This is a genomic window from Arthrobacter sp. JZ12 (assembly GCF_035189165.1).
Taxonomy (GTDB): Bacteria; Actinomycetota; Actinomycetes; order Actinomycetales; family Micrococcaceae; genus Arthrobacter_D.
On sequence record NZ_CP045246.1, the window covers coordinates 2,265,998 to 2,285,827 of the forward strand.

Below are 19,830 nucleotides of genomic sequence, written 5' to 3' on the forward strand. Positions count from 1 at the left end.
CGCATGCTGTTGAATCTCACCTCCATTCCGGTTCCTGTATCGGTTCCCCTGCTGCCCGACGATGAACAAGCACGCCAACTGCTACGGGAAGAGCTTGCCAAAGGTATATACCAGGAAGCGGAGCCGTCCCTGCTCGAACGTGCATGGACGGCGTTGCTGAACTGGCTGGCTGAGGTTCTCGGCAGTATTCAGAGCGTGGATGCGGGGATCGGGACAATCCTCCTCGCTGCCGGTGCTGTTGTGCTCATTCTCGTCGCTGTTCTCCTGATCCGCCCCCGGCTGAACGCACGCCGCCGCCGGGACCCGCAGGTTTTCGGCGCGGAGACCGGCCGGTCCGCCGCAGGGCACCGTGAGCTCGCCGAATCCGCCGCGGGACGCACCGACTGGGACACTGCCCTTACTGAGCGATTCCGCGCTATCACCAGGACGGCGGAAGAGCGGGTGATTCTGGACGAGCAGCCGGGACGTACCGCCGTCGAAGTTGCTGACCAGCTCAGCAACTCGTTCAACCCACTGTCAGCAGAGCTGGCCTGGCTCGCCTCCCGTTTCAACGAGGTCCACTACGGTGCGCGGCCCGCTACACAGGAGGACTATCTGCGTACCGTCAACCTTGATGGGCAGCTGCTGCACAGCCAACCGGAACGTGGAGTGAGCGGCCCCCGGTGGGCGGTGCCGGCATGAGAACTGCAGATCCGGTGCACGTGGCTGATCCACCGGGCGGCGAGGGCAGTGCGGAAATCATTGGCGACGGCGGCAGCCCCGCGCGCACGCTGGCCGGAAAACTCCGGCGCGCGAGAGCATGGATCGTTCTCGGTGCGCTGTTGTTGCTGGTGCTTTTGGTGGGAGTGCTGGCCGGAGGCGATGAAGGACGCGTTCCCTTGTCCCCCGATAATCCCGCCCCGGAAGGTGCCCGGGCGGCGGCGCAGGTGCTCGAACAGAACGGCGTGCGCGTCATTCGTGCGCAATCGCTGGAGGATGCCGCAACCGCTCTTGCGACCTCGAATGACACCCTACTTTTGCACGATCCCAGCGGATGGCTGTCAACCGACCAGCTTGCCGTCCTTGACGACGCCGGTGCAGACCGGATCGTCCTGGTCGAGCCTGACCTGACGATACTGGCGGAGCTGGGAAACGGCATCCGGTCAGCCGGTGCGGTACCGATGGACTTCGAGGAGACCCTCCAGGCGAGCTGCAGCAACGCCGGCGCCCAGGCTGCCGTGAGCACCACTGCCGGGGGAATGTCCTACCGCGGCGACGTCACGTGCTTCCTGGTACCCGAGAGCGGAAGCGACAACCCCGCCGGCACCTTCGTCACTACTGCGGACGGTCGGGTGGCAACAATGGGCAACAGCGCCGTACTCAGCAACCAGCACATCGACGAGCACGGTAACGCCGCGCTGGCGCTGCAGACGCTCGGCAGCACCCCGACCCTCGTCTGGTACCAGCCAACGAGCGAGGATCTGGCGGTTGGCTCTGAACCGGTGAGCCCGCTGAGCCTGCTGCCACCCTTCGTCAATCCACTCATGTTCTGGCTGCTGGTGGTCGCCCTGCTTGCCATCCTGTGGCGGGCACGCAGGCTTGGCCCGCTGGTGACTGAACCGCTTCCGGTGATTGTGCGGTCTTCAGAGACGGCCGCGGGACGGGCACGCCTCTACCAGGACGCGGGCGCCGTCCGGCATGCAGCCGAGACACTCCGGGCGGGAACACTGACCCGCATGGCTGCGGTGCTTCGGGTGCCGGCCTCAAGCCCGCGAAGCGCGGTGGTGGACGCCGCCGCACAGCGAACAGGCCATAGTCCTGCAGACCTGGACCACCTGCTCAACGCCTACATGCCAAGTTCCGACGCCGATTTGGTTCGGTGGAGCCAGAAACTGGAAGACCTCGAACAGGAGATTCAACGCGCATGAACCAGCAGCAGCCGTACCAGCCGGCACCGCCCACATACCGTCCGGCCGATCCCGCTCCCGGAAGCCGGCCCGTCCTGACGGCAGATGGGCCGGGTGGAGACCCGGCACGCCGCGCCCTGACTGCGGTACGGGAGGAGGTCGCCAAGGCTGTAGTGGGGCAGGACGCCGCCGTCACCGGACTGCTCATCGCTCTCCTAGCCAAAGGGCATGTGCTGCTTGAAGGTGTGCCTGGAGTGGCCAAGACCCTGCTTGTGCGGAGCGTCTCTGCGGCGCTCAGCCTTGACACGAAGCGCGTCCAGTTCACTCCCGACCTGATGCCGGGCGATGTGACCGGCTCGCTCATCTTCGAGTCCCGGACAGCCGAATTCACCTTCCGCGAGGGCCCTGTATTCACGAACATCCTGCTTGCCGATGAGATCAACAGGACCCCGCCCAAGACCCAGGCTGCCCTGCTGGAAGCGATGGAAGAGCGGCAGGCGTCCGTCGATGGCGTTACACGCCCGCTGCCGGAACCGTTCATCGTTGCCGCTACCCAGAATCCGGTGGAGTATGAGGGAACCTATCCGCTCCCCGAAGCACAGCTCGACCGGTTCCTCCTCAAGCTGACCCTTCCCCTGCCCAGCCGGGAGGATGAGATCGAGGTGATCCGCCGCCACAGTGCCGGCTTCGATCCGCGCAACCTCTCCGAGGCGGGGGTGTCTGCCGTTGCCGGTGAGCAGGACCTGGCAGCCGCACGGCGGGCCGTTCAGGGCGTCACCATTGCTCCGGAGGTGCTTAGCTACATCGTGGACGTGGTCCGCGCCACCCGTAGCGCACCTTCGTTCCAGCTCGGTGTGTCCCCTCGCGGGGCCACCGGGCTTCTGAACACGTCCCGCGCCTGGGCGTGGCTCTCCGGCCGGGACTTCGTAACTCCCGACGACGTCAAGGCCCTCACATTACCGGCGCTGCGGCACCGTGTTGCCCTTCGCCCGAGGCCCAGATGGACGGCGTCACCGTCGACAACGTGCTCGGAAGCATTCTGGCCACCGTTCCGGTGCCCCGGTAACGGTGAGTGCCGCAGCATGAGCATTACTGCTCGACTTGTCGTTTTGGCCCTTGCGGGTGCCATCCCGGTGATGTTGTACCCCGGGGCTGTGTCGGCCGCAGTGTGGCTTGCCCTGCTGGTCCTTGCAGCGGCCGTAGACCTCGCCCTTGCCGCTTCACCCCGGAAGGTCGGGGTCCAGCGCAGCGTGCCCTCTACCGTCCGCCTGACCGAGGACTGCGCAAGCACCCTGACGATACGGAACCACGGGTCCAGAACCCTCCGGGGTTGGGTACGTGAGGGCTGGCAACCTTCAGCGGGTGCCCAGGACTCCGTCCATCGCGTCAGTGTCCCTCCGGGCGAGGGTCGCCGAGTATCGACGCGCCTGCTACCCCGACGCCGCGGTGATCTGGCCGTGCACCACGTGACCATTCGCAGCGTCGGACCCCTCGGGCTTGCGGCACGCCAGATCACGATTCCTGCACCGGGTGTACTGCGGGTCCTGCCACCGTTCCATTCGAAGCGCCTCCTGCCATCCAAACTTCGCCGGCTGCGCGAGCTTGACGGCCGGGCTGCTGTCCAGATCCGGGGTGCCGGTACCGAGTTCGATTCGCTCCGCGACTACGTCCGTGGTGATGATGTTCGATCGATTGACTGGCGTGCATCCGCCCGACGCCGGGATACGGTGGTACGGACCTGGCGGCCTGAACGCGACCGGCGGGTCCTGATCGTCCTGGACACCTCACGCACCTCTGCTGCGAGGATCGAGGATGAGCCCCGGCTCGACACCGGCATCGAAGCTTCCCTTCTGCTGGCAGTTCTGGCGCAGCGCGGGGGTGATCGGGTGGATTTCCTTGCGTTCGACCGGCGTCCGCGTGCGAGGGTGCAATCTGTTGCAAAGGGCAACCTCCTTTCCTCACTGGTGGAGGCAATGGCTCCGCTTGAACCTGAGCTGATCGAAGCCGACTTCTCCCAAATCCCGGCACAGGTCAGGTCGATCACCGCCCATCGTTCCCTCGTGGTGTTGCTGACCTCCCTTGAAGCCGGCGCCGTCGAGGAAGGGCTTCTTCCTGTGCTGCCGTCGTTGACCGCCCAGCACCTCGTGGTGGTGGCATCAGTCCGTGATCCGCAGCTGGATGCGCTCCGGCATGAGCGGACCACAGCTGCGGAGGTTTACCGGGCGGCCGCAGCCGAGCGTGCCGTCCTCGACCGCGCTGCCATCAAGGCCCGGCTTCATCAGTTGGGCGCAGAAGTTGTTGACGAACCGCCCCATGAGCTTCCGTCAAAACTCGCCGACCTTTACATCCGTCTCAAGGCAGCGGGGCGGTTGTGAGCAGAACGCTGTCCGTGTACCAGCGCGCTCTGGGAGGTGAGTTCAACCGTCTGCAGCCCGAGCTGCAGGAATACTTCAGTCTCAACGAACACTCCGGGATGTTCGGGGTCGGCCGGGGCACATTCGATGTCGCCGGTTGCCCCTCCCCACTCCTTCGGCCGGTCTTCTCGCTGACGGCCCGCGAGAACGCGTTCTTCCCCGAGTATGCCGATGGAGTCGGATTCACGATCCGGAACTGGGCACACCTCGATCCGTTCGGCCGGCCCTCTCTCACCGCACGGCGTGAGCTCGCCTTCCCCACCGCGAGCCGCGTGTTCGAGGACACCACGTCCTGGACGGGGAACACCCTAGTCGACTACCTCGGAGCGCATCGCCGCGTGGCCACCGCCCTGGTGTGTCATGTGACGGAGCAGCGCCGCATGCGCATGGTTTCTTCGGCTACCCGCCTTTTTGCCGGGCCACTGAGACTACCCGTCCCCGATGTCGTGGGTGCCCAGGCCTTCGTCGAGCAGTGGTGGGATAGGGAGGAGAACCGTTTCCGCATCTCGGCGAACGTCCTCCACCGGCAGCTTGGGCCGGTCCTTGTTTACGCGGGCGCATTCACCTATGAACTTGCTGCGTACGACGGCGGCCTGCCCACCGCTGCTTCTCCGCTGCGGTGGGAACGGCGCAGGTAGCAGGCAGAGCAGCTCAGGCGTCCGCGATTGCCTGGTTAAGCGCGTCTGCGGTCCCGTGAAGTTGCGTCAGGAACCGCCGTGCAGCGTCGGTTCCGTCTCCCGAGAGAGAACCGGTGGGAGTCAGCCGGACCGTTCCGAGGGCAGACAGGGGAAGCCCCATGCCCCGCCAGGGACGCAGGAGCGAGTCCGCTGCCGCCCGGATCTGCACCGGCCGGGTTCCTGCGTAGGACATCCCCGCCCAGAACGCGCGCCCGTTTTCGACCAGTTCCGCAATAGGTTCCCAGTCCCGGTCGCCGAGCCCCGAGACGGGAAGCGCGCAACCGAGCTCGGGAATCCGCCGGATGAGAGGGAGGGCGGTGAAACTCCGTGCGGCCAGCACGACGGCGGCGGCACCGGAACCGCAGGCACCGTCAGCTACCCGGGCCCACGCCTCAAGGACTTCCTGCTCGGCAATGGCGCGAAGCGTCCGGTAGCCGCTTGCTGTGGGAATCGTGCCTGCCATCACGTCCGAAATCTCCGGCTCGTCCAACTGCAGCGTGATGCTGGTTCCCGGGCAGGCGGAGGCGGCACGCCGCAGCAGCGTCGAGATGCCGTCGACAAGCGCGTCGCGGATGTCTCGGCGGGCACCGGAGTCGAGCAGCGCACGCTCACCGTTGTGAAGGTACAGGTTGGCGGCCAGCGACAGCGGACCTCGGCAGTGCACCTTAAGTCCTGTCGCAGGGGTTTCCTCTGCCCCGGCCACATCAGCGAGAACGTTCAGGTCCGTGGAGAGCGCCGAAACGGCCCTTCGAACATCCTGTCCGGGCCGATCGACCAGCCTCCAACCGTGCGGCTGCACGTCGACGGGAAGCTCCTCAAGCAGGCCGGCGGTCCGACCGACCTCGTCGCTGCCGACGCCGCGTTCAGGGAGGGAGGGAAGGAACGGCAGATTCGGCTCGCCCAGTTCGCCGCGGATGATTCGCGTGGCCTCCACCGGGTCACGTCCCGGCCAGTCCCCCAGGGCGGTGACCGTTACCGCCCCTGCGTCAGGCATTACGGGAGGAGTGGTTTTGGGAGATGTCCTGGTGGTGGCGGATTACCTCGGAGATGATGAAGTTGAGGAACTTCTCCGCGAAGCCCGGATCCAGGTGCGCTTCCTCGGCAAGCGCCCGCAGCCGTGCAATTTGGGCCGCTTCCCGGGCCGGATCCGCCGGCGGCAGCTTGTGCTCCGCCTTGAGGTGACCGACGCGCTGCGTCGCCTTGAAGCGTTCGGCCAGCAGGTAGACCAGGGTGGCATCGATGTTGTCGATACTGCCCCGGACGGCAAGCAGTTCCTCCATGACGGCTGGGTCAACTTCACCGGCGAGTGAGCTCGCCGCAGGATCGAATTCCTGGGGTTTCTCGGTCATGGTTCCAGTTAAGCAGACCGTGCCTGCCCAACCCGCATTGTGTACGACGACGGTAAGGAGGCGGCGTGCGGCTAGCGTGCCGCCGCGAGGTCCGGGCGCTCCAGTGACCGGGCTGAGTCCAGGGTTGCCTGGCCCAGCACGCGAGTGCCCTGATAGATCACCACCGTCTGCCCAGGGGCGACCCCCCGCATGGGCTCCACGAGCCGGACCAGCAGGCTCTGCCGGCCGTCGTCGTCGTACTCCACGCGCGCGCGGGCGTCCACGGGGTCACCGTGCGCGCGTACCTGCGCCATGCACTCGAATTCCTCGCCGGTTTCGACGGCGGGGATGGGCAGCCCCGCCCAGGACACCTTGATCCCGCGCAGCTGGTCCACCGCGAGCAGGTGTTCGGGACCTACGACGACGGTGTTCTCCTTCGGCCGGATCTCCAGGACGAAGCGCGGCTTGCCGTCAGGCGCCGGGCGGCCGAGCCTCAAGCCCTTGCGCTGTCCCACCGTGAAAGCGTTCGCTCCAGGGTGGGTGCCGATCCGCTCGCCGTTCACGTCAAGAATGTCGCCCTCGGTAAGCTCGATCCGCTCCTCGAGCCAACCGCGCGTGTCACCGTCCGGAATGAAGCAGATGTCGTGGCTGTCCGGCTTGTTGGCCACGGACAGCCCCCGCCGTTCTGCTTCGGCGCGGACCTCCGCCTTCGACGGGGTGTCAGCTAGCGGGAACATCGAGTGCTTGAGCTGCTCGTGGGTGAGCACGCCGAGGACGTAGGACTGGTCCTTGGCCCAGTCAGCGGCCCGGTGGAGTTCGCGGCTGCCGTCAGGGTTCTCGATGACCTTCGCGTAGTGACCGGTGCAGACGGCGTCGAAACCGAGGGCAAGAGCCTTCTCCAGCAGGGCGGCGAACTTGATCCGCTCGTTGCAGCGCATGCAGGGGTTGGGCGTGCGGCCGGCGGCGTATTCGGCGATGAAGTCGTCAACGACGTCTTCCTTGAACCGCTCGGAGAAATCCCAGACGTAGTAGGGAATGCCGAGGATGTCGCAGGCCCGCCAGGCGTCGCGGCTGTCCTCGATGGTGCAGCAGCCACGGCTACCGGTACGCAGGGTTCCGGGCATGCGCGAAAGAGCCAGATGGACGCCGACGACGTCGTGTCCGGCCTCGACTGCGCGCGCCGCGGCCACTGCCGAATCGACTCCGCCGCTCATCGCAGCTAGCACCTTCATGTATCCGTGTCCTTAAGTCTCAGTACGTATTTCAATGGCAAAAGACAGTCCAGAATCGACTGTCAGGCAAAGCCAGTGCCGGCGGTCCGAATCGACGACGCATGGCCCGACATACCGGCCTTCCGGGCACGCTCGTACGCCTCAGGCAAAGCGGCCACCAATGCATCAACGTCGGCAGCGGTCGATGTATGCCCGAGACTGAAACGCTGAGCGCCGCGGGCTTCCGTTTCAGACAGGCCCATGGCCAGCAGAACGTGCGATGGGCGGGGAACTCCCGCCGTGCACGCGGAACCTGTTGAGGACTCCACGCCTGCCACATCCAGCAGGAAGAGAAGAGAGTCACCCTCGCAGCCCGGGAATGTGAAGTGGGCGTTGCCGGGCAACCGCCTGCTGCGCGAGCCGCGAAGCACCGCTTCCGGAACCACACGTTCGACGCCGGCGATCAGTTCGTCCCGCAGCGCACCGATGCGCGCCGCTTCCTCGGCGAGGTGCCCGACGACGTCGTCCGCCGCTGCTGCGAAGGCCGCGACGCCGGCAGTATCCAGCGTGCCCGACCGGATGTCGCGCTCCTGTCCCCCACCGTGCTGGACAGGCGTGAGTTTCACCGCGCGGCCGACAAGCAGCGCACCCACGCCGACAGGTCCGCCGATCTTGTGCCCGCTGATGGCCATCGTGGCAAGCCCGGAGGCGGAGAACGAAACCGGCACCGAACCGAATGCCTGTACTGCGTCAGAGTGGACGGGAACTCCGTGAGCTGAAGCCGCAGCTACGATTTCCGGGATCGGCTGCAGCGCGCCCACCTCGTTGTTCGCCCACATCACGGTTACCAGGGCTACCTCATCCCCGTGGGCCGCGAGCTCCGATTCGAGTACGTCCAGGCGGATAACCCCCTCGCTGTCCACCGGCAGCCAGGTGACCTGCGCGCCTTCATGCTGCTCCAGCCACTCCACGGTGTCCTGCACCGCGTGATGTTCGACGGCGCTGCACAGAATTCTCGTACGGCGCGCGTCCTCGCTGGTACGGGACCAGTAGAGGCCCTTCACGGCAAGGTTGTCAGCCTCAGTTCCGCCCGATGTGAGAATCACCTCGGACGGGTGGGCTCCTGCCGCACGCGCGATGGTTTCACGCGCGTCCTCCACGACCCTGCGGGCACGACGACCCGAGCCGTGCAGCGATGAGGGATTTCCGCTGCGGCTGAGTTCGGTGGTGAGTGCGGCGAGCGCGGGCGCTGAAAGAGGCGTGGTCGCCGCGTGGTCGAGGTACACGGGCACCCTTTGATTCTATCGTCGGGCAGTTGATGCTGACGAACCTGTCAGGGCCGGCTGATAGAAATAAGCTGTGGAAGAGACTCCCGTGCGCACCGGCTCCCAGCATTTCCTCCCCCGCCTGCTGCATCCCAAGCATGAATTCGGGCAGCGCATCCTGGACTTCGAGCGCCAGATCGCCCTCATGGCGATCATCAACCGAACGCCTGACTCCTTTTACGACGGCGGACGCACCTTCGCGCTGCAGGCTGCGGTGGATGCCTCGCTTCGGGCCGTTTCCGACGGCGCGGACTGGGTTGATATCGGCGGCGCACCTTTCGCTCCCGGTCCCGCCATTCCGGCGGCTGAGGAGGCCAACCGGGTGGTTCCGGTCATTCAGGCAGTGAGGGAAGCGTCCGACGTCGTCATCTCGGCCGACACCTTCCTTCCGGAAGTGGCCCAACAGGCCATCGCGGCGGGCGCCAATGTCATCAACGACACCACCGGCCTTCGGAACCGAGACCTCGCCGCCGTGATCGCGGAGACTCGCACCCATGTGATCATCACGCACAGCCTCGCCGAGCCGCGTACCGTGCTGGGGCGGCCAACCTACGCAGATGTGGTAACGGAGGTGGCCGAGTTCCTGGTCAGGCAGGTGGAGCACGCCGTTTCCCTGGGTATCGGGGAGGACCGCATCCTCATCGATCCGGGACACGACCTGAACAAGAACACCCTGCACTCGCTGGAGATCACGCGCCGGTTCTCGGAGATTGCAGGCCTCGGCTACCCCACCTTGGCTGCGGTCTCCAATAAGGACTTCATCGGTGAGACGCTGAACCTGCCTAAGAAGGCGCGGGTCGAGGGTTCGCTTGCCGCTGCGGTGATGTGCGCGTTGGGCGGCGCGAGGGTTCTCCGAATGCACAACGTAGCCGCCGCGCGCTCGGCGATCAATGTTGTCGAGGCCGCCATGGGTTGGCGACAGCCCGCCTACCTGAAGCACAACATGGGGGACTTCAACGAGCCATGTTGAATCAACAAACCAGGATCAACCAGCTTCTTCCCCAGCCCGGTGCCGACCTCAGCGATGAGGAGCTGTTGAACCTGTACGCCTATCCGGAGCGCCGGCCGTGGGTGCGGTTCAACTTCATCGCAAGCCTCGATGGTTCCGCCACGCATCATGGGGTATCGGCTCCCCTGGGGAACGACGGCGACCGCCGCCTGTTCGCCCTCATCCGCCGACTCTGCGACGTGATCCTCGTGGGTGCCGGCACCGTTCGCGCTGAGGGCTATGCCGGTCCCCTGGTCAGCAGCGCTGATTCCCGCTGGCGGGAGGCGAACGGCCTTTCTGCGCATCCGGCGCTTGCGTTGATTTCCGGAAGGTTGGACCTCGATCCGCACAGTGAACTTTTCTCCCGGTCCCCTGTCCGGCCGCTCATCTTCACTTCCGCTGCCGCGGAGCCCGGGCGGTCGCAGGAACTGGCCGGGGTGGCGGACATCGTCATATGCGGCGAAGACAGCGTGGACAGCCGCGGCTGCGTGCAGTGGCTGCACGGGCGGGGGCTGGGGCGGATACTGTGCGAGGGCGGTCCCAGCGTGTTCGGCCGATACATTGCCGACGACGGCGTGGACGAGCTATGCCTGTCGCTGAGCCCGCTGCTGTCGGGAGGAGCGGGGCAGCAGATCTCGTCGGGATCGGACAGCCCGGGCCTGCGGCGGCTTGAGCTGGCTTCCCTCCTTGAGTCCGATTCAGCGCTGTATGGCCGTTGGGTGCGCCCGGGCGCCTAACGTGGTGGGATCACCGACGTGTTGGCGCGCACGTCGGCAACCGCTGCCTTCAGGGCATCATCGGCAGGACACGAAACTGTGAACGCGAGCGCCGTACGCGTTGTGTGGAACAGACGGAGCGAGACCAGGCTGGCGGGACTTTCGCCGGCCGCCTTCTGCGCATAGCTCAGGAACTCGATAGATGCCTTCGAGTCGTCCGGTGAGGCTCCCCACAACCAGCTGCTGACGGTGAGGTACTCGGGAAGGATGCTCGGGTCAATGAAGCGGAAGAGTTCCTCGGTGGAGGCCCTGTCATCGCCGGCCACCACCAGCGGGTCCTGAGGCTGAGTGGAGCGTAGCGCTGCGGTGCACCCCACCGCGTTTGTGTAGACCGATTCTCCATTGACCAGGTTCTTTGTCTGCGTCCAGCCCGGCACGCGGGACATACCATCGGAGAATCCGACGGCGGAGGCGTCGCCGACGTAGGCGCCGCGATCGAAGGTGAGATCGTTGCCGACGATCTCGGCGCGCGGCAGCGGCGGCAATTCAACCTTCGCAGCGGACGAACCGGAAGGCGAGGCCGGCGGCTCGGAGGCCGCCGTCGTCGTTCCTGCATTTGGGGGCGCGGAAGGTGTCCCCGTGGGCACCTCGATCCGGCAGCCCGACAGGACAAGGACCAGAACGGCCAGGCTCGTCAGCCGGAGAACCGGTCGGAACGGCCGCACCAGCATTCCCCGCTCCCCCTTTACCTTCAGCCCGAACCGCTGCCGGGCATTCGCACCCTACTCTAGCGGCCGGGCAACGCCGGTTCGGATGGCCGTTCGTCTGTTGTCCGGCGCTGTGCTGGGCGAGCGGAGGGCACCGTTTCGGCGCCACGCGCGTTAGAGTCGAAGCGACGTCCACCAGCGCGCCAGTATCGGCGCGCTCCCGCTGCCGGTGATGAAAGGCTTTCATGGCATCCCAAGACCGCACGTACTATGCGGTGCTTGGGGTGAGCAGGGGCGCCACAGCCAAAGAGATCAAGGACGCCTACCGTCGGGCCGCCCGTTCAGCCCACCCCGACCACGGCGGTAGTTCGGAACTGTTCCACGACGTCGCCGTTGCATACGAGATGCTTTCAGACCCTGAACGGCGACGGCGGTACGACCGCACTCTCGGAGTGGAAGACCCGCTCCCCCACGCACGCCCAGCGCCGTCAGGAAGGCGCCCGCGGCCGACACCGGTGGATACCTTCGCTCAGCCGGCGCGTTACGAACCCTCCTACTCAACCGGAGTTGAGCCCGCGCTTCCGCTGGTTATCGCGGGAATCCAGGTCCACGGAACGGCCCGCCAACCCGGGACTCTGGCTCGACTGCGCCGGGGATCAGGGGCGCGCTATGACGGCGAGCGCGCCACAGCCCGGCTGCTCGAGGCGCAACTGCTGCCCGGCTTTCCCGCCGCGAGGCTGGTCAACGGACTCTCCTTCGGTGGGGGGGTCGACGTCGGCCACGCCGTACTTGCAGGGTACCGAATCGCCGTCATCGATTCCCTTCAGGCTCCCCCGGGCAACTACTCCTGGGATGGGCATCACCTCCGCCACCGTGGCCGGCCCGCCGGTGACGTGCGCATTCGGAATTCGGTGCGCAGGGTTCAGGATCTGTTTCCCGAGTGCAACGTCCGCGCATGGCTGGTGTTGCACGGACGACCGGACAATCCATTCGAGCCGATCATCGACTATCCGCCCAGCCTGGACCGGTCGGCGCTCGTTTCGGTGCACGTGGCCAATGCCGGCTCCCTGCTGCGCGAAGTGCGCGGTTTCCTCGCCGAAGGGCCACAGCCCGACACCGTCCAGGTTCCGGTGCTGGCGAGGCTGCTTCGCGCTGCAGCCCACTAGAACGACAGGGCGTCAGGACGGCAGGGCGTGAGGATGGCAGGGCGTTAGGATGGCACGGTGTTCCGCATCCTCTTCTACACTCCCGAAATTCCCGGCAACACCGGAAACGCCATCAGGCTCGCTGCCGTCACGGGCGCGGAACTCCATTTGGTGGAGCCGCTGGGGTTTGATCTTGATGATGCAAAGCTCCGGCGGGCCGGACTCGACTACCATGACCTCGCGGTCCTGACCGTCCACCCGGACCTCGAGACAGCCCTCGGCGCCCTGCAGCCCGACAGGCTCTTCGCCTACACAGCCGAGGGCACCGTGAACTATTCCGACATCCAGTACCGCCCCGGGGATGTCCTCCTCTTCGGGCCGGAGTCAGTCGGGCTGCCCGCCGATGTGAAGGACCACCCCGCAGTGACTTCGCGTGTAAGGCTGCCCATGCTCCCGTCCCGGCGTTCGCTGAACCTTGCCAATTCCGCGTCGATCGTGGTCTACGAAGCCTGGCGACAGCAGGGGTTCAAGGGTGCGCAACTAACATCTGAAAGGCAGGTATGACCACCGTTGGAGAGCTCTTCAATGACGCCGCCGAGCACTTCGAGCGTCTGGCCCCCGCGCTGTGGAATCCGATGGGGAACGCCGTCGTAGCAGCAGCCGGACTTTCCCTTGATCAGCGCGTCCTCGATGTCTGTTGCGGCAGTGGTGCAAGCACTATCCCCGCAGCACAGGAAGTCGGACCGGGCGGCCGGGTCGACGCCGTCGACCTCTCGTCCGAACTCCTTGACCTCGCAGCGGCCAAGGCGAGCGCTCTGGACATTGACACCATCACGTTTGCAAGGTCCGACGCCGCCACCTGGACGGGATCGGAACCCTACGACGCTGTGCTTTGCTGCTACGGATTGTTCTTCCTGCCCGACATGGCAGCGGGAGTCCGTCATCTCGCCTCCCAGCTGCGGCGCGGCGGCAGGCTGGCGGTCAGCACCTGGCAGGAACAGGCCCACAAACCTTTCGTGACCCTATTCGAGGAAGCGTGCTTCGAAGAGCAGCCGCATTTGCGGGATGCTCCTGAACCGCGCCCGAGCCGTCAGCTTCGGGAAATCTCGACCCCGGAGAAGCTGGACGGTTTCCTGGCCTCCTGCGGGTTCGAGGACACAAAGATCGACGAGATGGCTCTTCAAGTTCCGCTCGATGCGGAACTTGCCTGGGAACTGGTTTTGGGCACCGGGTATCGGGCCCTGCTCCCCATCGACCAGGACGGCCGCGACCGAATTCGGGACCGCTTCCTGGGAACTCTCGGAGATGACTTCGCACTCAACGCCGACTCACTGATCGCGGTAGCCAGCCGGTAACTACCGCTGACCCATCCGCGGGTTCGCCCGCTCCGAATCATTCACGCTGATAGTGAGGGAGATGGCGGTGTCGCATGATGGACGTTGGGCAGCAGGCAGGCATGCTCGTTCCCTTGGCGGATCCTGTTGTTCGGGAAGAACCCTTGGGCGTTCTATGCTTGAGGCCTATGGATACGCCGCGTGTGAGCCGACTCACCTCCTCCGAAACGGAAGCGTCCGGCGGAGAGCCTGCAGGGTCTGCAGCGGATCTGGCCGGACTCCTTGACCGGATTGCGCAGCAAGACCAGGGCGCGTTCGCGGACTTCTACGCCTTAACCTCGCGGAGAGTCTATGGACTTGCACGGCGCGTCCTGATCGATCCCGAGCTCAGCGAGGACACAACGCAGGAGGTCTACCTTCAGGTTTGGAACAGCGCAGCACGGTTCGACCCTGCTGCCGGGAGCCCCATGGCCTGGCTGATGACACTGGCGCACCGGCGTGCGGTGGACCGGGTGCGCTCGGAGCAGAGTTCCACCGAGCGCGAGGCGCGGTACGGGGCGGCTATGCAGGTGAAGGACCACGACGACGTCGTCGATACCGTTACTCAGCGGCTGGAGGCGGAAGCTGTCATCGAATGTCTCGAAACGCTCACGCCCACACAGCAGGAATCGGTTCGCCTGGCCTACTACGGCGGCCTGACCTACCGGGAAGTCGCCGAGAAACTTCAGGTGGCGGTACCAACCATCAAGTCGAGAATCAGGGACGGGCTTATCCGGCTGAAAACCTGTCTGGGGGTGAGCTGAGATGCAGGACAAGGATATGAACAAGCGGTTCGCGGACAACCTTCAGCAGGACCTGGAAAACGGCCTTGCCCTCGAATGGGCCGAGGTCTATGCGCTGGACGCTGTAAGCGATGAAGAGCGAGCGACTCTTGAGGGCTACATGTCCAGCGCTGCTCCCACGGTGCGTGAGGCATTCGACAGCCGCGTCAGGTCCACACGGGAGACTCTCGCTCGGGCCTACGCGGTAGACGAGGCCGAGCCGCCCGCAGACCTGTTCGACCGGATCATGGGCAGCCTGCCCGCAGCAGAACGCCCTGCCGCTCCTGATCAGACCCCGATCTCCGCTCCTGCTCCGGTTGTCGAGCTCGCCCAGCGGCGTGAACGGCGAACCACCTCTTCGGTGACACGCTGGCTTTTGGCCGCGGCCGCTGCCGTAGTCCTGGCGGTGGGCGGAGTGACCATAGCGCAGAACCTGCAGCCGTCGTCAGTTGAGCAGGAAGTGCTTCGGGCGGCTGACCTGCAGCGCGACGAGGTCGCAATCGGCGCCGGCGGTACCGCGGAACTGGCGGTTTCCAGGTCGGAGGACGCCGCCGTCGTCACCCTGGACGGAGTTCCCGCGCCTCCCGAAGGCAAGGTCTACCAAATGTGGCGCCTGCCGGAGGGCGGAGCATCACCGGAATCGCTCGGAACCATGACCGGCGAAGACGTCGCCCATACCGAAGTCGCCATCGAAGGCATCAGTGCCTATAGCGGCCTGGCGATCACGGTGGAGCCCGAAGGCGGTTCGGAGACCCCCACCCTGCCGCTGGTCGTCCAGATACCCTTCGACGCGTGAGCTGCCCTAGAAGCCGGCGATCGTAGCTTCTGTGTTGACTGGAACTTTCTGAAAGGCTTCGGCGCTCCGACCTTCCGGCAAACCGGCACGCGTTGCGTTCGCCGTGAGGAAGCCCCGCACGCTCCGGTCCATCCGCTCCACGTCAGGGTGCTGGCTGGTGTGGAAATGCAGGGCGCGCATCTTGTCCTCGACATGCTCGGTTACGTCGACGAAGTGGTTTTCCAGGTGGGAGGGGCCGCCGTAAAACCACAGCCAGGGAAGGCGGTATGCCTCCAGCCCCTTCGCCGCCAGCTCGGGGAAGGCATAGGGGTTCTCAACGGCCGGGTAGACCGCCCGGGTGACTGCCTCCCCGCAGGCGAGGTGATCGGGGTGTGACTTCTGGATACGGTCCCAGTTCCGCTCCGGGTGCATGGACAGGACGATCTGCGGACGCAGGGCCCGGATGAGCTCAACGATGCTTGCGACCAATTCGTGGCTGGGCTCCAGGTAGCCGTCGCGGTGCCCCAAAAAGTGGATCGTTTCCACGCCCACCAGACGCGCTGCCGCCCGCTGCTCCTCGCGGCGGCGCTCAACAATGTCCGGGCGGTGCTCCTCCGAGAACCCGCCGGCGTCGCCGTCAGTCATGATGCAGTAATCCACGACGACGCCCGCCGCCGTCCAGCGGGCGATGGTGCCGGCCGCACCGAAATCGATATCGTCCGGGTGCGCCGCGAAACACAGAACCCGGTCCACGCCCTCTTCCCGCTTGGAGGGTTCCTGTGCCACCCTCAGCCCTTGCGCTTTCTGATCTCTTCCGTCGCCTGCGGCAGCACCGTAGCGAGATCACCCACAACGCCGAAGTCGGCGATCTCGAAGACCGGGGCGTCCGGGTCCTTGTTCACCGCTACGATGACCTTCGCGGTTTGCATCCCTGCCTTCTGCTGGATGGCACCGGAAATACCAGCCGAGACATACAGCTGCGGCGATACAGTCTTGCCTGTCTGCCCGATCTGGGCAGAGTGGTCGATCCACCCCGCGTCGGTAGCCGCACGGGAAGCTCCGACAGCGCCGCCAAGCGCGTCCGCGAGATCCTCAACGGGGCTGAAGTCGCCGTCGACGCCGCGCCCGCCAGCCACCACAATCCTCGCTTCATCCAGAGAGGGGCGCCCGCTTGCCGTCTTCTCCGACCGGCCGGTGATCCGTGCAGCCGCAGTCGGTGCCGGAACGTCGATCTCGCGAACCTCCGGCGTACCTGCTTCCGTTGGGTCCGCAACCTCGATGCTGTTGGACTTGACTGTGATGATGGGGCGGCCGGTGGTGACAACAGCGTTGACCGTGTAGGAGCCTGCGAAGACCGACTTGGTCACAGTGAAGTCCGGGGCAATAGCGACCGCGTCCGTGATGACACCGGATTCGAGCCTAACCCCGGCCCGGGCCGCGATCTCTTTCGCCTCGAATGTATTGCCGAGCAGTAGTGCGCCTGCGTTCGCGGCTTCCGCGGCGGCGGCAAGGAAGGCCGCCTTGCCTGCAACCAGCAGGTCGGCAAGCCCCGAGTCTGACGGCTGGAAGACCGTCTGCACACCGTAGGCACCAAGTTCGGCCGCTACAGCGCTGTCCAATTCCCCGATCAGGGCAACGGATGGCTCGCCGAGCGTCCCGGCGAGGGTCAGCAATTCCCGGTCGGTCTTGTGCAGGCTGGCGCCGGGATTGTCGAGATATACGAGGACGGTTGCCATGGCAAGGCTCCTTGAGAAGAGGGTCGCTGGAAGAAGTCGCTGGTAGGAAGTGGCGCTCTAGAGCAGCTTCTGCTCCGCGAGGAAATCGACCAGCCGGATCCCGGCATCTCCCTCGTCGGTGATGATTACACCTTGCGAGCGGGGAGGTCGCGGCTGAGCATCATTCACGCGGGTCCAGGCGCCGGCCAAGCCTACTTCGGACGCGTCAAGTCCTATGTCTGCCAGTGAGAGCGTCGTAATGGTCTTCTTCTTCGCCGCCATGATGCCCTTAAAGTTCGGGTACCGGGGCTCGTTGATCTGGTCTGTCACCGAGACCACAGCCGGCAGGGCGCTCTCCACAGTTTCGGCAACGTGGTCGCTTTCCCGCCGGGCAGTCAGCCGCCAGCCGCCGTCCTCCTGTTGCAATTCGAGCGAGGATGCGAAGGTTACCTGCGGCAGGCCGAGCATTTCGGCAAGCTGCGCGGGAACAAGGGAGGTCTCGCCGTCGGTGGATGCCATCCCCGTCAGCACCAGATCGACGTCACCCAGATGACGGACAACAGCCGCGAGCGCCTTTGATGTTCCGGAGGCATCGGACCCGGCCAGTGCCTCGTCGCTGAGGTGCACGCCGTCATGGGCACCGATCTGAAGCGCCTTCTTGACTGCATTAACCGCTCCGGCAGGACCCATCGTCACCGCCGTGACACGGTGCCCGGCTGCCTCACCGCCTCTGGCCTCGATCAGCTGCAGCGCCGCTTCCAGGGCGTACTCGTCAAGTTCCGACAGGATGCTCTCCGAGCGGTCGGTAGTGTTGTTGTCCCCGCTCAGGTGCCGATCGAACTGTGCGTCAGGGACATGCTTAACCAGTACCGCGATTTTCAGTGCGGATTCTGTCTCGGCCATTGCTGCCTTTCCTCCGGCTTCTAGCTGCCGCACACAAGCTAACCACACCGGTGCGCCGTTTACGGCAGGGATATGACGCCAAAAGCAGCCCTTCCAGGAAGGGCTGCTTTTGGCGAGGGTCCAGGCGGGATTCCCTAGGCGGGCGCCTGCCCGACAGTGACGTCGAGCGTGAGCGTCTCCCCGCCGCGGAGGAGCTCCACCGTTGTCGTCTCGCCTTCGGCAAGCATGCGCACAGCAGCCGTCAACGCCTGTGGATCGTCAATCACCAGTTCACCGACCTTGGTGATCACGTCGCCCTCCTGGATCCCGGCTGTCTCAGCAGGGCTACCGCCTTCAATTGACTGCACCTCGGCGCCCACTGAGAAGGAGCTGGCCGATGCTTCCTCACCACCCGATGCCGCTGCACCGACGCTCACGCCGAGGAAGCCGTGCGTGGCTTCTCCATTGGCGATGATCTCGTTGGCGACGCGTTGGGCGTAGTTGATCGGGATGGAGAAGCCGACGCCTATGTTTCCCGCACTTTCTCCGCTTCCGGCAGAGGCAATCGCAACATTGACCCCGATGATGCGGCCCTGCGAGTCCACCAGGGCGCCTCCCGAATTGCCCTGGTTGATTGCAGCGTCCGTCTGTATAACGTTCAGGAAGATGGACCCCTGCGCTGACTGCTCCGGGGCCTGCGAGCCGTCCGGCGGAAGGAAGTTGAATCCCTCGCCCGGCTCCTGCTCGGGCGCGTCCGACTGCTGTTCCGGAACGGCCGATGACTGAACGGCGATGGTTCGGTTCAGAGTGGAAATGATTCCGTCTGTGACTGTCCCGCTGAGTCCGAGGGGTGCGCCGATAGCGATCGCCACATCTCCTACATTGAGTTCGGAGGAGTCGGCGAGCGTTGCCGGCTGTAGATCCGGCGCATCGATCTTGATCACTGCAAGGTCGGAAAGCGGATCGGTGCCAACCACCTGCGCCTGAAATACCCGGCCGTCGTTCGTCTTGACTTCGACCGCCGGATCAGCCACCTGGCCACCCAGGGTGACCACATGGGTGTTCGTCAGGATGTGGCCTTCGGCGTCGAGGATGATTCCCGAACCGGACCCGCCGGATCCCGCTCCACTGACCGAAATGGTGACAACACTCGGTGATGCCTTGGCAGCGGCGCCGGTAATCTCGTTGACACTTTCGGTGTCATTGACGACGACGGACTCCGCCTGCGCTGCCCCTCCGTTGGCTCCGCCGCCTCCGGACTCCAGCAGGGCATCAGCGCCGGCCACCACGCCGCCACCGATGAGGCCGGCAACCAGCATGCCGGCGATGAAAGTGCCGGTTCCCACCCGCTCCTTTGCCTTGCCCCCTTGAATGTTCTCGGGCTGCTGATGATGCGGGCCGTAACCGAACGCGCCGTTTCCGTAATGCTCCGTCTCCCTGTGGGCCTCCGCGTGCTGGGTAGCCTGTGCCTGAGCCTCGTGAGGAAGAGCGGGCTGCTGCTCTGTCCGGGGGTACAGCGGGTGGTCTTCCCCCCATCGGGGACTCGGCGGGTTCTGCGGCCTCGGAGGAAGCGGTCCATTGTAGGAACCGGGGTTGTTCTCGGTCATCGGGTGTCCTTTCAATGATGCTTCCAGCACTATGCCAAGGCAGCCTGAGCCAACAGCCCACATTAGCTGTAAGCGCGCTGTGAGCCGACCAAGCGGCACGTCTTGACTCCCATTCTTCCGCACTGCCATCCGCTCCGCGCTCCTCCGCACGCCTTCGCCATTTCGCTCCAGGCATACGCGGTCCGGTGGACTGCCTTCAGACGGCACCATAGAATCGCAAACAGGCGAACCCGGGGATTTTGCCCATGCAGGCCGGGTTTTTCGCCCGTTCCCGGAGCGCCCGGCGGACACAGCTGAAG

20 protein-coding genes and 1 pseudogene are annotated in these 19,830 nt (G+C 65.4%); 12 read left to right on the forward strand and 9 right to left on the reverse strand.

Annotated elements, in window-relative coordinates:
- Window positions 1–3: 3 nt before the first annotated feature.
- The 5 genes and pseudogenes from GC088_RS10385 (at window position 4) to GC088_RS10405 (ending at window position 4,938) form a co-directional block, all read left to right on the forward strand.
- The gene (locus tag GC088_RS10385) at window positions 4–681 is read left to right on the forward strand and encodes a DUF4129 domain-containing protein (RefSeq protein ID WP_323958936.1); all 678 of its coding nucleotides are present in this window, start codon (window positions 4–6) and stop codon (window positions 679–681) included.
- Window positions 678–1,907 (forward strand): DUF4350 domain-containing protein, encoded by a 1,230-nt coding sequence (locus GC088_RS10390; protein WP_323958937.1) that lies wholly within the window; start codon window positions 678–680, stop codon window positions 1,905–1,907. Before GC088_RS10385 ends, GC088_RS10390 begins: the two co-directional genes overlap by 4 nt.
- A pseudogene (locus tag GC088_RS10395) lies at window positions 1,904–2,952 on the forward strand (AAA family ATPase). The gene GC088_RS10390 and the pseudogene GC088_RS10395 overlap by 4 nt, the downstream one beginning before the upstream one ends.
- A gap of 16 nt (window positions 2,953–2,968) precedes the next feature.
- Entirely contained in the window at window positions 2,969–4,261 is a 1,293-nt protein-coding gene (locus GC088_RS10400) for a DUF58 domain-containing protein (RefSeq protein WP_323958938.1), read from the forward strand.
- Window positions 4,258–4,938, forward strand: coding sequence for a DUF4166 domain-containing protein (locus GC088_RS10405; RefSeq protein ID WP_323958939.1), 681 nt, complete (start codon window positions 4,258–4,260; stop codon window positions 4,936–4,938). The genes GC088_RS10400 and GC088_RS10405 overlap by 4 nt, the downstream gene beginning before the upstream one ends.
- A 13-nt stretch (window positions 4,939–4,951) precedes the next feature.
- On the opposite strand, the gene GC088_RS10410 is transcribed toward GC088_RS10405, so the two are convergent.
- The 4 genes from GC088_RS10410 to GC088_RS10425 all read right to left on the reverse strand — a co-directional run bounded on the left by GC088_RS10410 (window position 4,952) and on the right by GC088_RS10425 (window position 8,808).
- Window positions 4,952–5,971 carry a uroporphyrinogen decarboxylase/cobalamine-independent methonine synthase family protein gene (locus GC088_RS10410; RefSeq protein ID WP_323958940.1) on the reverse strand — a complete coding sequence of 340 codons (1,020 nt, stop codon included), beginning with the start codon at window positions 5,969–5,971 and terminating at the stop codon, window positions 4,952–4,954.
- Window positions 5,964–6,326 carry a chorismate mutase gene (locus tag GC088_RS10415; RefSeq protein ID WP_323958941.1) on the reverse strand — a complete coding sequence of 121 codons (363 nt, stop codon included), beginning with the start codon at window positions 6,324–6,326 and terminating at the stop codon, window positions 5,964–5,966. The genes GC088_RS10410 and GC088_RS10415 overlap by 8 nt, the downstream gene beginning before the upstream one ends.
- Window positions 6,327–6,397: 71 nt before the next feature.
- Entirely contained in the window at window positions 6,398–7,537 is a 1,140-nt protein-coding gene (gene mnmA / locus GC088_RS10420) for a tRNA 2-thiouridine(34) synthase MnmA (protein WP_323958942.1), read from the reverse strand.
- Window positions 7,538–7,599: 62 nt separating this feature from the next.
- Entirely contained in the window at window positions 7,600–8,808 is a 1,209-nt protein-coding gene (locus tag GC088_RS10425; RefSeq protein WP_323958943.1) for a cysteine desulfurase family protein, read from the reverse strand.
- Between the two features lie 67 nt (window positions 8,809–8,875).
- Here GC088_RS10425 and folP point away from each other — a divergent pair, with 67 nt between their 5' ends.
- Complete coding sequence (folP, locus tag GC088_RS10430) at window positions 8,876–9,811, forward strand: dihydropteroate synthase (RefSeq protein ID WP_323958944.1); 936 nt, start codon at window positions 8,876–8,878, stop codon at window positions 9,809–9,811.
- A complete protein-coding gene (locus GC088_RS10435; protein ID WP_323958945.1) occupies window positions 9,805–10,566 on the forward strand; it encodes a pyrimidine reductase family protein in 762 nt (253 codons plus the stop codon). Before folP ends, GC088_RS10435 begins: the two co-directional genes overlap by 7 nt.
- On the opposite strand, the gene GC088_RS10440 is transcribed toward GC088_RS10435, so the two are convergent.
- Complete coding sequence (locus GC088_RS10440) at window positions 10,563–11,276, reverse strand: hypothetical protein (protein ID WP_323958946.1); 714 nt, start codon at window positions 11,274–11,276, stop codon at window positions 10,563–10,565. The genes GC088_RS10435 and GC088_RS10440 overlap by 4 nt on opposite strands.
- 221 nt (window positions 11,277–11,497) lie before the next feature.
- On the opposite strand from GC088_RS10440, the gene GC088_RS10445 reads away from it, so the two are divergent.
- The 5 genes from GC088_RS10445 (at window position 11,498) to GC088_RS10465 (ending at window position 15,348) form a co-directional block, all read left to right on the forward strand.
- A complete protein-coding gene (locus GC088_RS10445; protein WP_323958947.1) occupies window positions 11,498–12,418 on the forward strand; it encodes a J domain-containing protein in 921 nt (306 codons plus the stop codon).
- A gap of 57 nt (window positions 12,419–12,475) precedes the next feature.
- The gene (locus GC088_RS10450; protein ID WP_323958948.1) at window positions 12,476–12,961 is read left to right on the forward strand and encodes a tRNA (cytidine(34)-2'-O)-methyltransferase; all 486 of its coding nucleotides are present in this window, start codon (window positions 12,476–12,478) and stop codon (window positions 12,959–12,961) included.
- Complete coding sequence (locus tag GC088_RS10455) at window positions 12,958–13,752, forward strand: class I SAM-dependent methyltransferase (RefSeq protein WP_323958949.1); 795 nt, start codon at window positions 12,958–12,960, stop codon at window positions 13,750–13,752. Before GC088_RS10450 ends, GC088_RS10455 begins: the two co-directional genes overlap by 4 nt.
- Before the next feature lie 167 nt (window positions 13,753–13,919).
- Window positions 13,920–14,534: an ECF RNA polymerase sigma factor SigK gene (gene sigK / locus GC088_RS10460; RefSeq protein WP_323958950.1), complete on the forward strand. Its 615-nt coding sequence runs from the start codon at window positions 13,920–13,922 to the stop codon at window positions 14,532–14,534.
- 16 nt (window positions 14,535–14,550) lie between these two features.
- The gene (locus GC088_RS10465) at window positions 14,551–15,348 is read left to right on the forward strand and encodes an anti-sigma factor (protein WP_323958951.1); all 798 of its coding nucleotides are present in this window, start codon (window positions 14,551–14,553) and stop codon (window positions 15,346–15,348) included.
- Window positions 15,349–15,354: 6 nt separating this feature from the next.
- Here the strand turns inward: GC088_RS10465 and GC088_RS10470 are convergent, their stop codons facing one another.
- The 4 genes from GC088_RS10470 to GC088_RS10485 all read right to left on the reverse strand — a co-directional run bounded on the left by GC088_RS10470 (window position 15,355) and on the right by GC088_RS10485 (window position 19,531).
- The gene (locus GC088_RS10470; protein ID WP_323958952.1) at window positions 15,355–16,113 is read right to left on the reverse strand and encodes a PIG-L deacetylase family protein; all 759 of its coding nucleotides are present in this window, start codon (window positions 16,111–16,113) and stop codon (window positions 15,355–15,357) included.
- Between the two features lie 2 nt (window positions 16,114–16,115).
- Complete coding sequence (locus tag GC088_RS10475; RefSeq protein WP_323958953.1) at window positions 16,116–17,063, reverse strand: electron transfer flavoprotein subunit alpha/FixB family protein; 948 nt, start codon at window positions 17,061–17,063, stop codon at window positions 16,116–16,118.
- Window positions 17,064–17,120: 57 nt separating this feature from the next.
- The gene (locus GC088_RS10480) at window positions 17,121–17,945 is read right to left on the reverse strand and encodes an electron transfer flavoprotein subunit beta/FixA family protein (protein WP_323958954.1); all 825 of its coding nucleotides are present in this window, start codon (window positions 17,943–17,945) and stop codon (window positions 17,121–17,123) included.
- Window positions 17,946–18,079: 134 nt separating this feature from the next.
- A complete protein-coding gene (locus GC088_RS10485; RefSeq protein WP_323958955.1) occupies window positions 18,080–19,531 on the reverse strand; it encodes a S1C family serine protease in 1,452 nt (483 codons plus the stop codon).
- Between the last annotated feature and the right edge of the window lie 299 nt (window positions 19,532–19,830).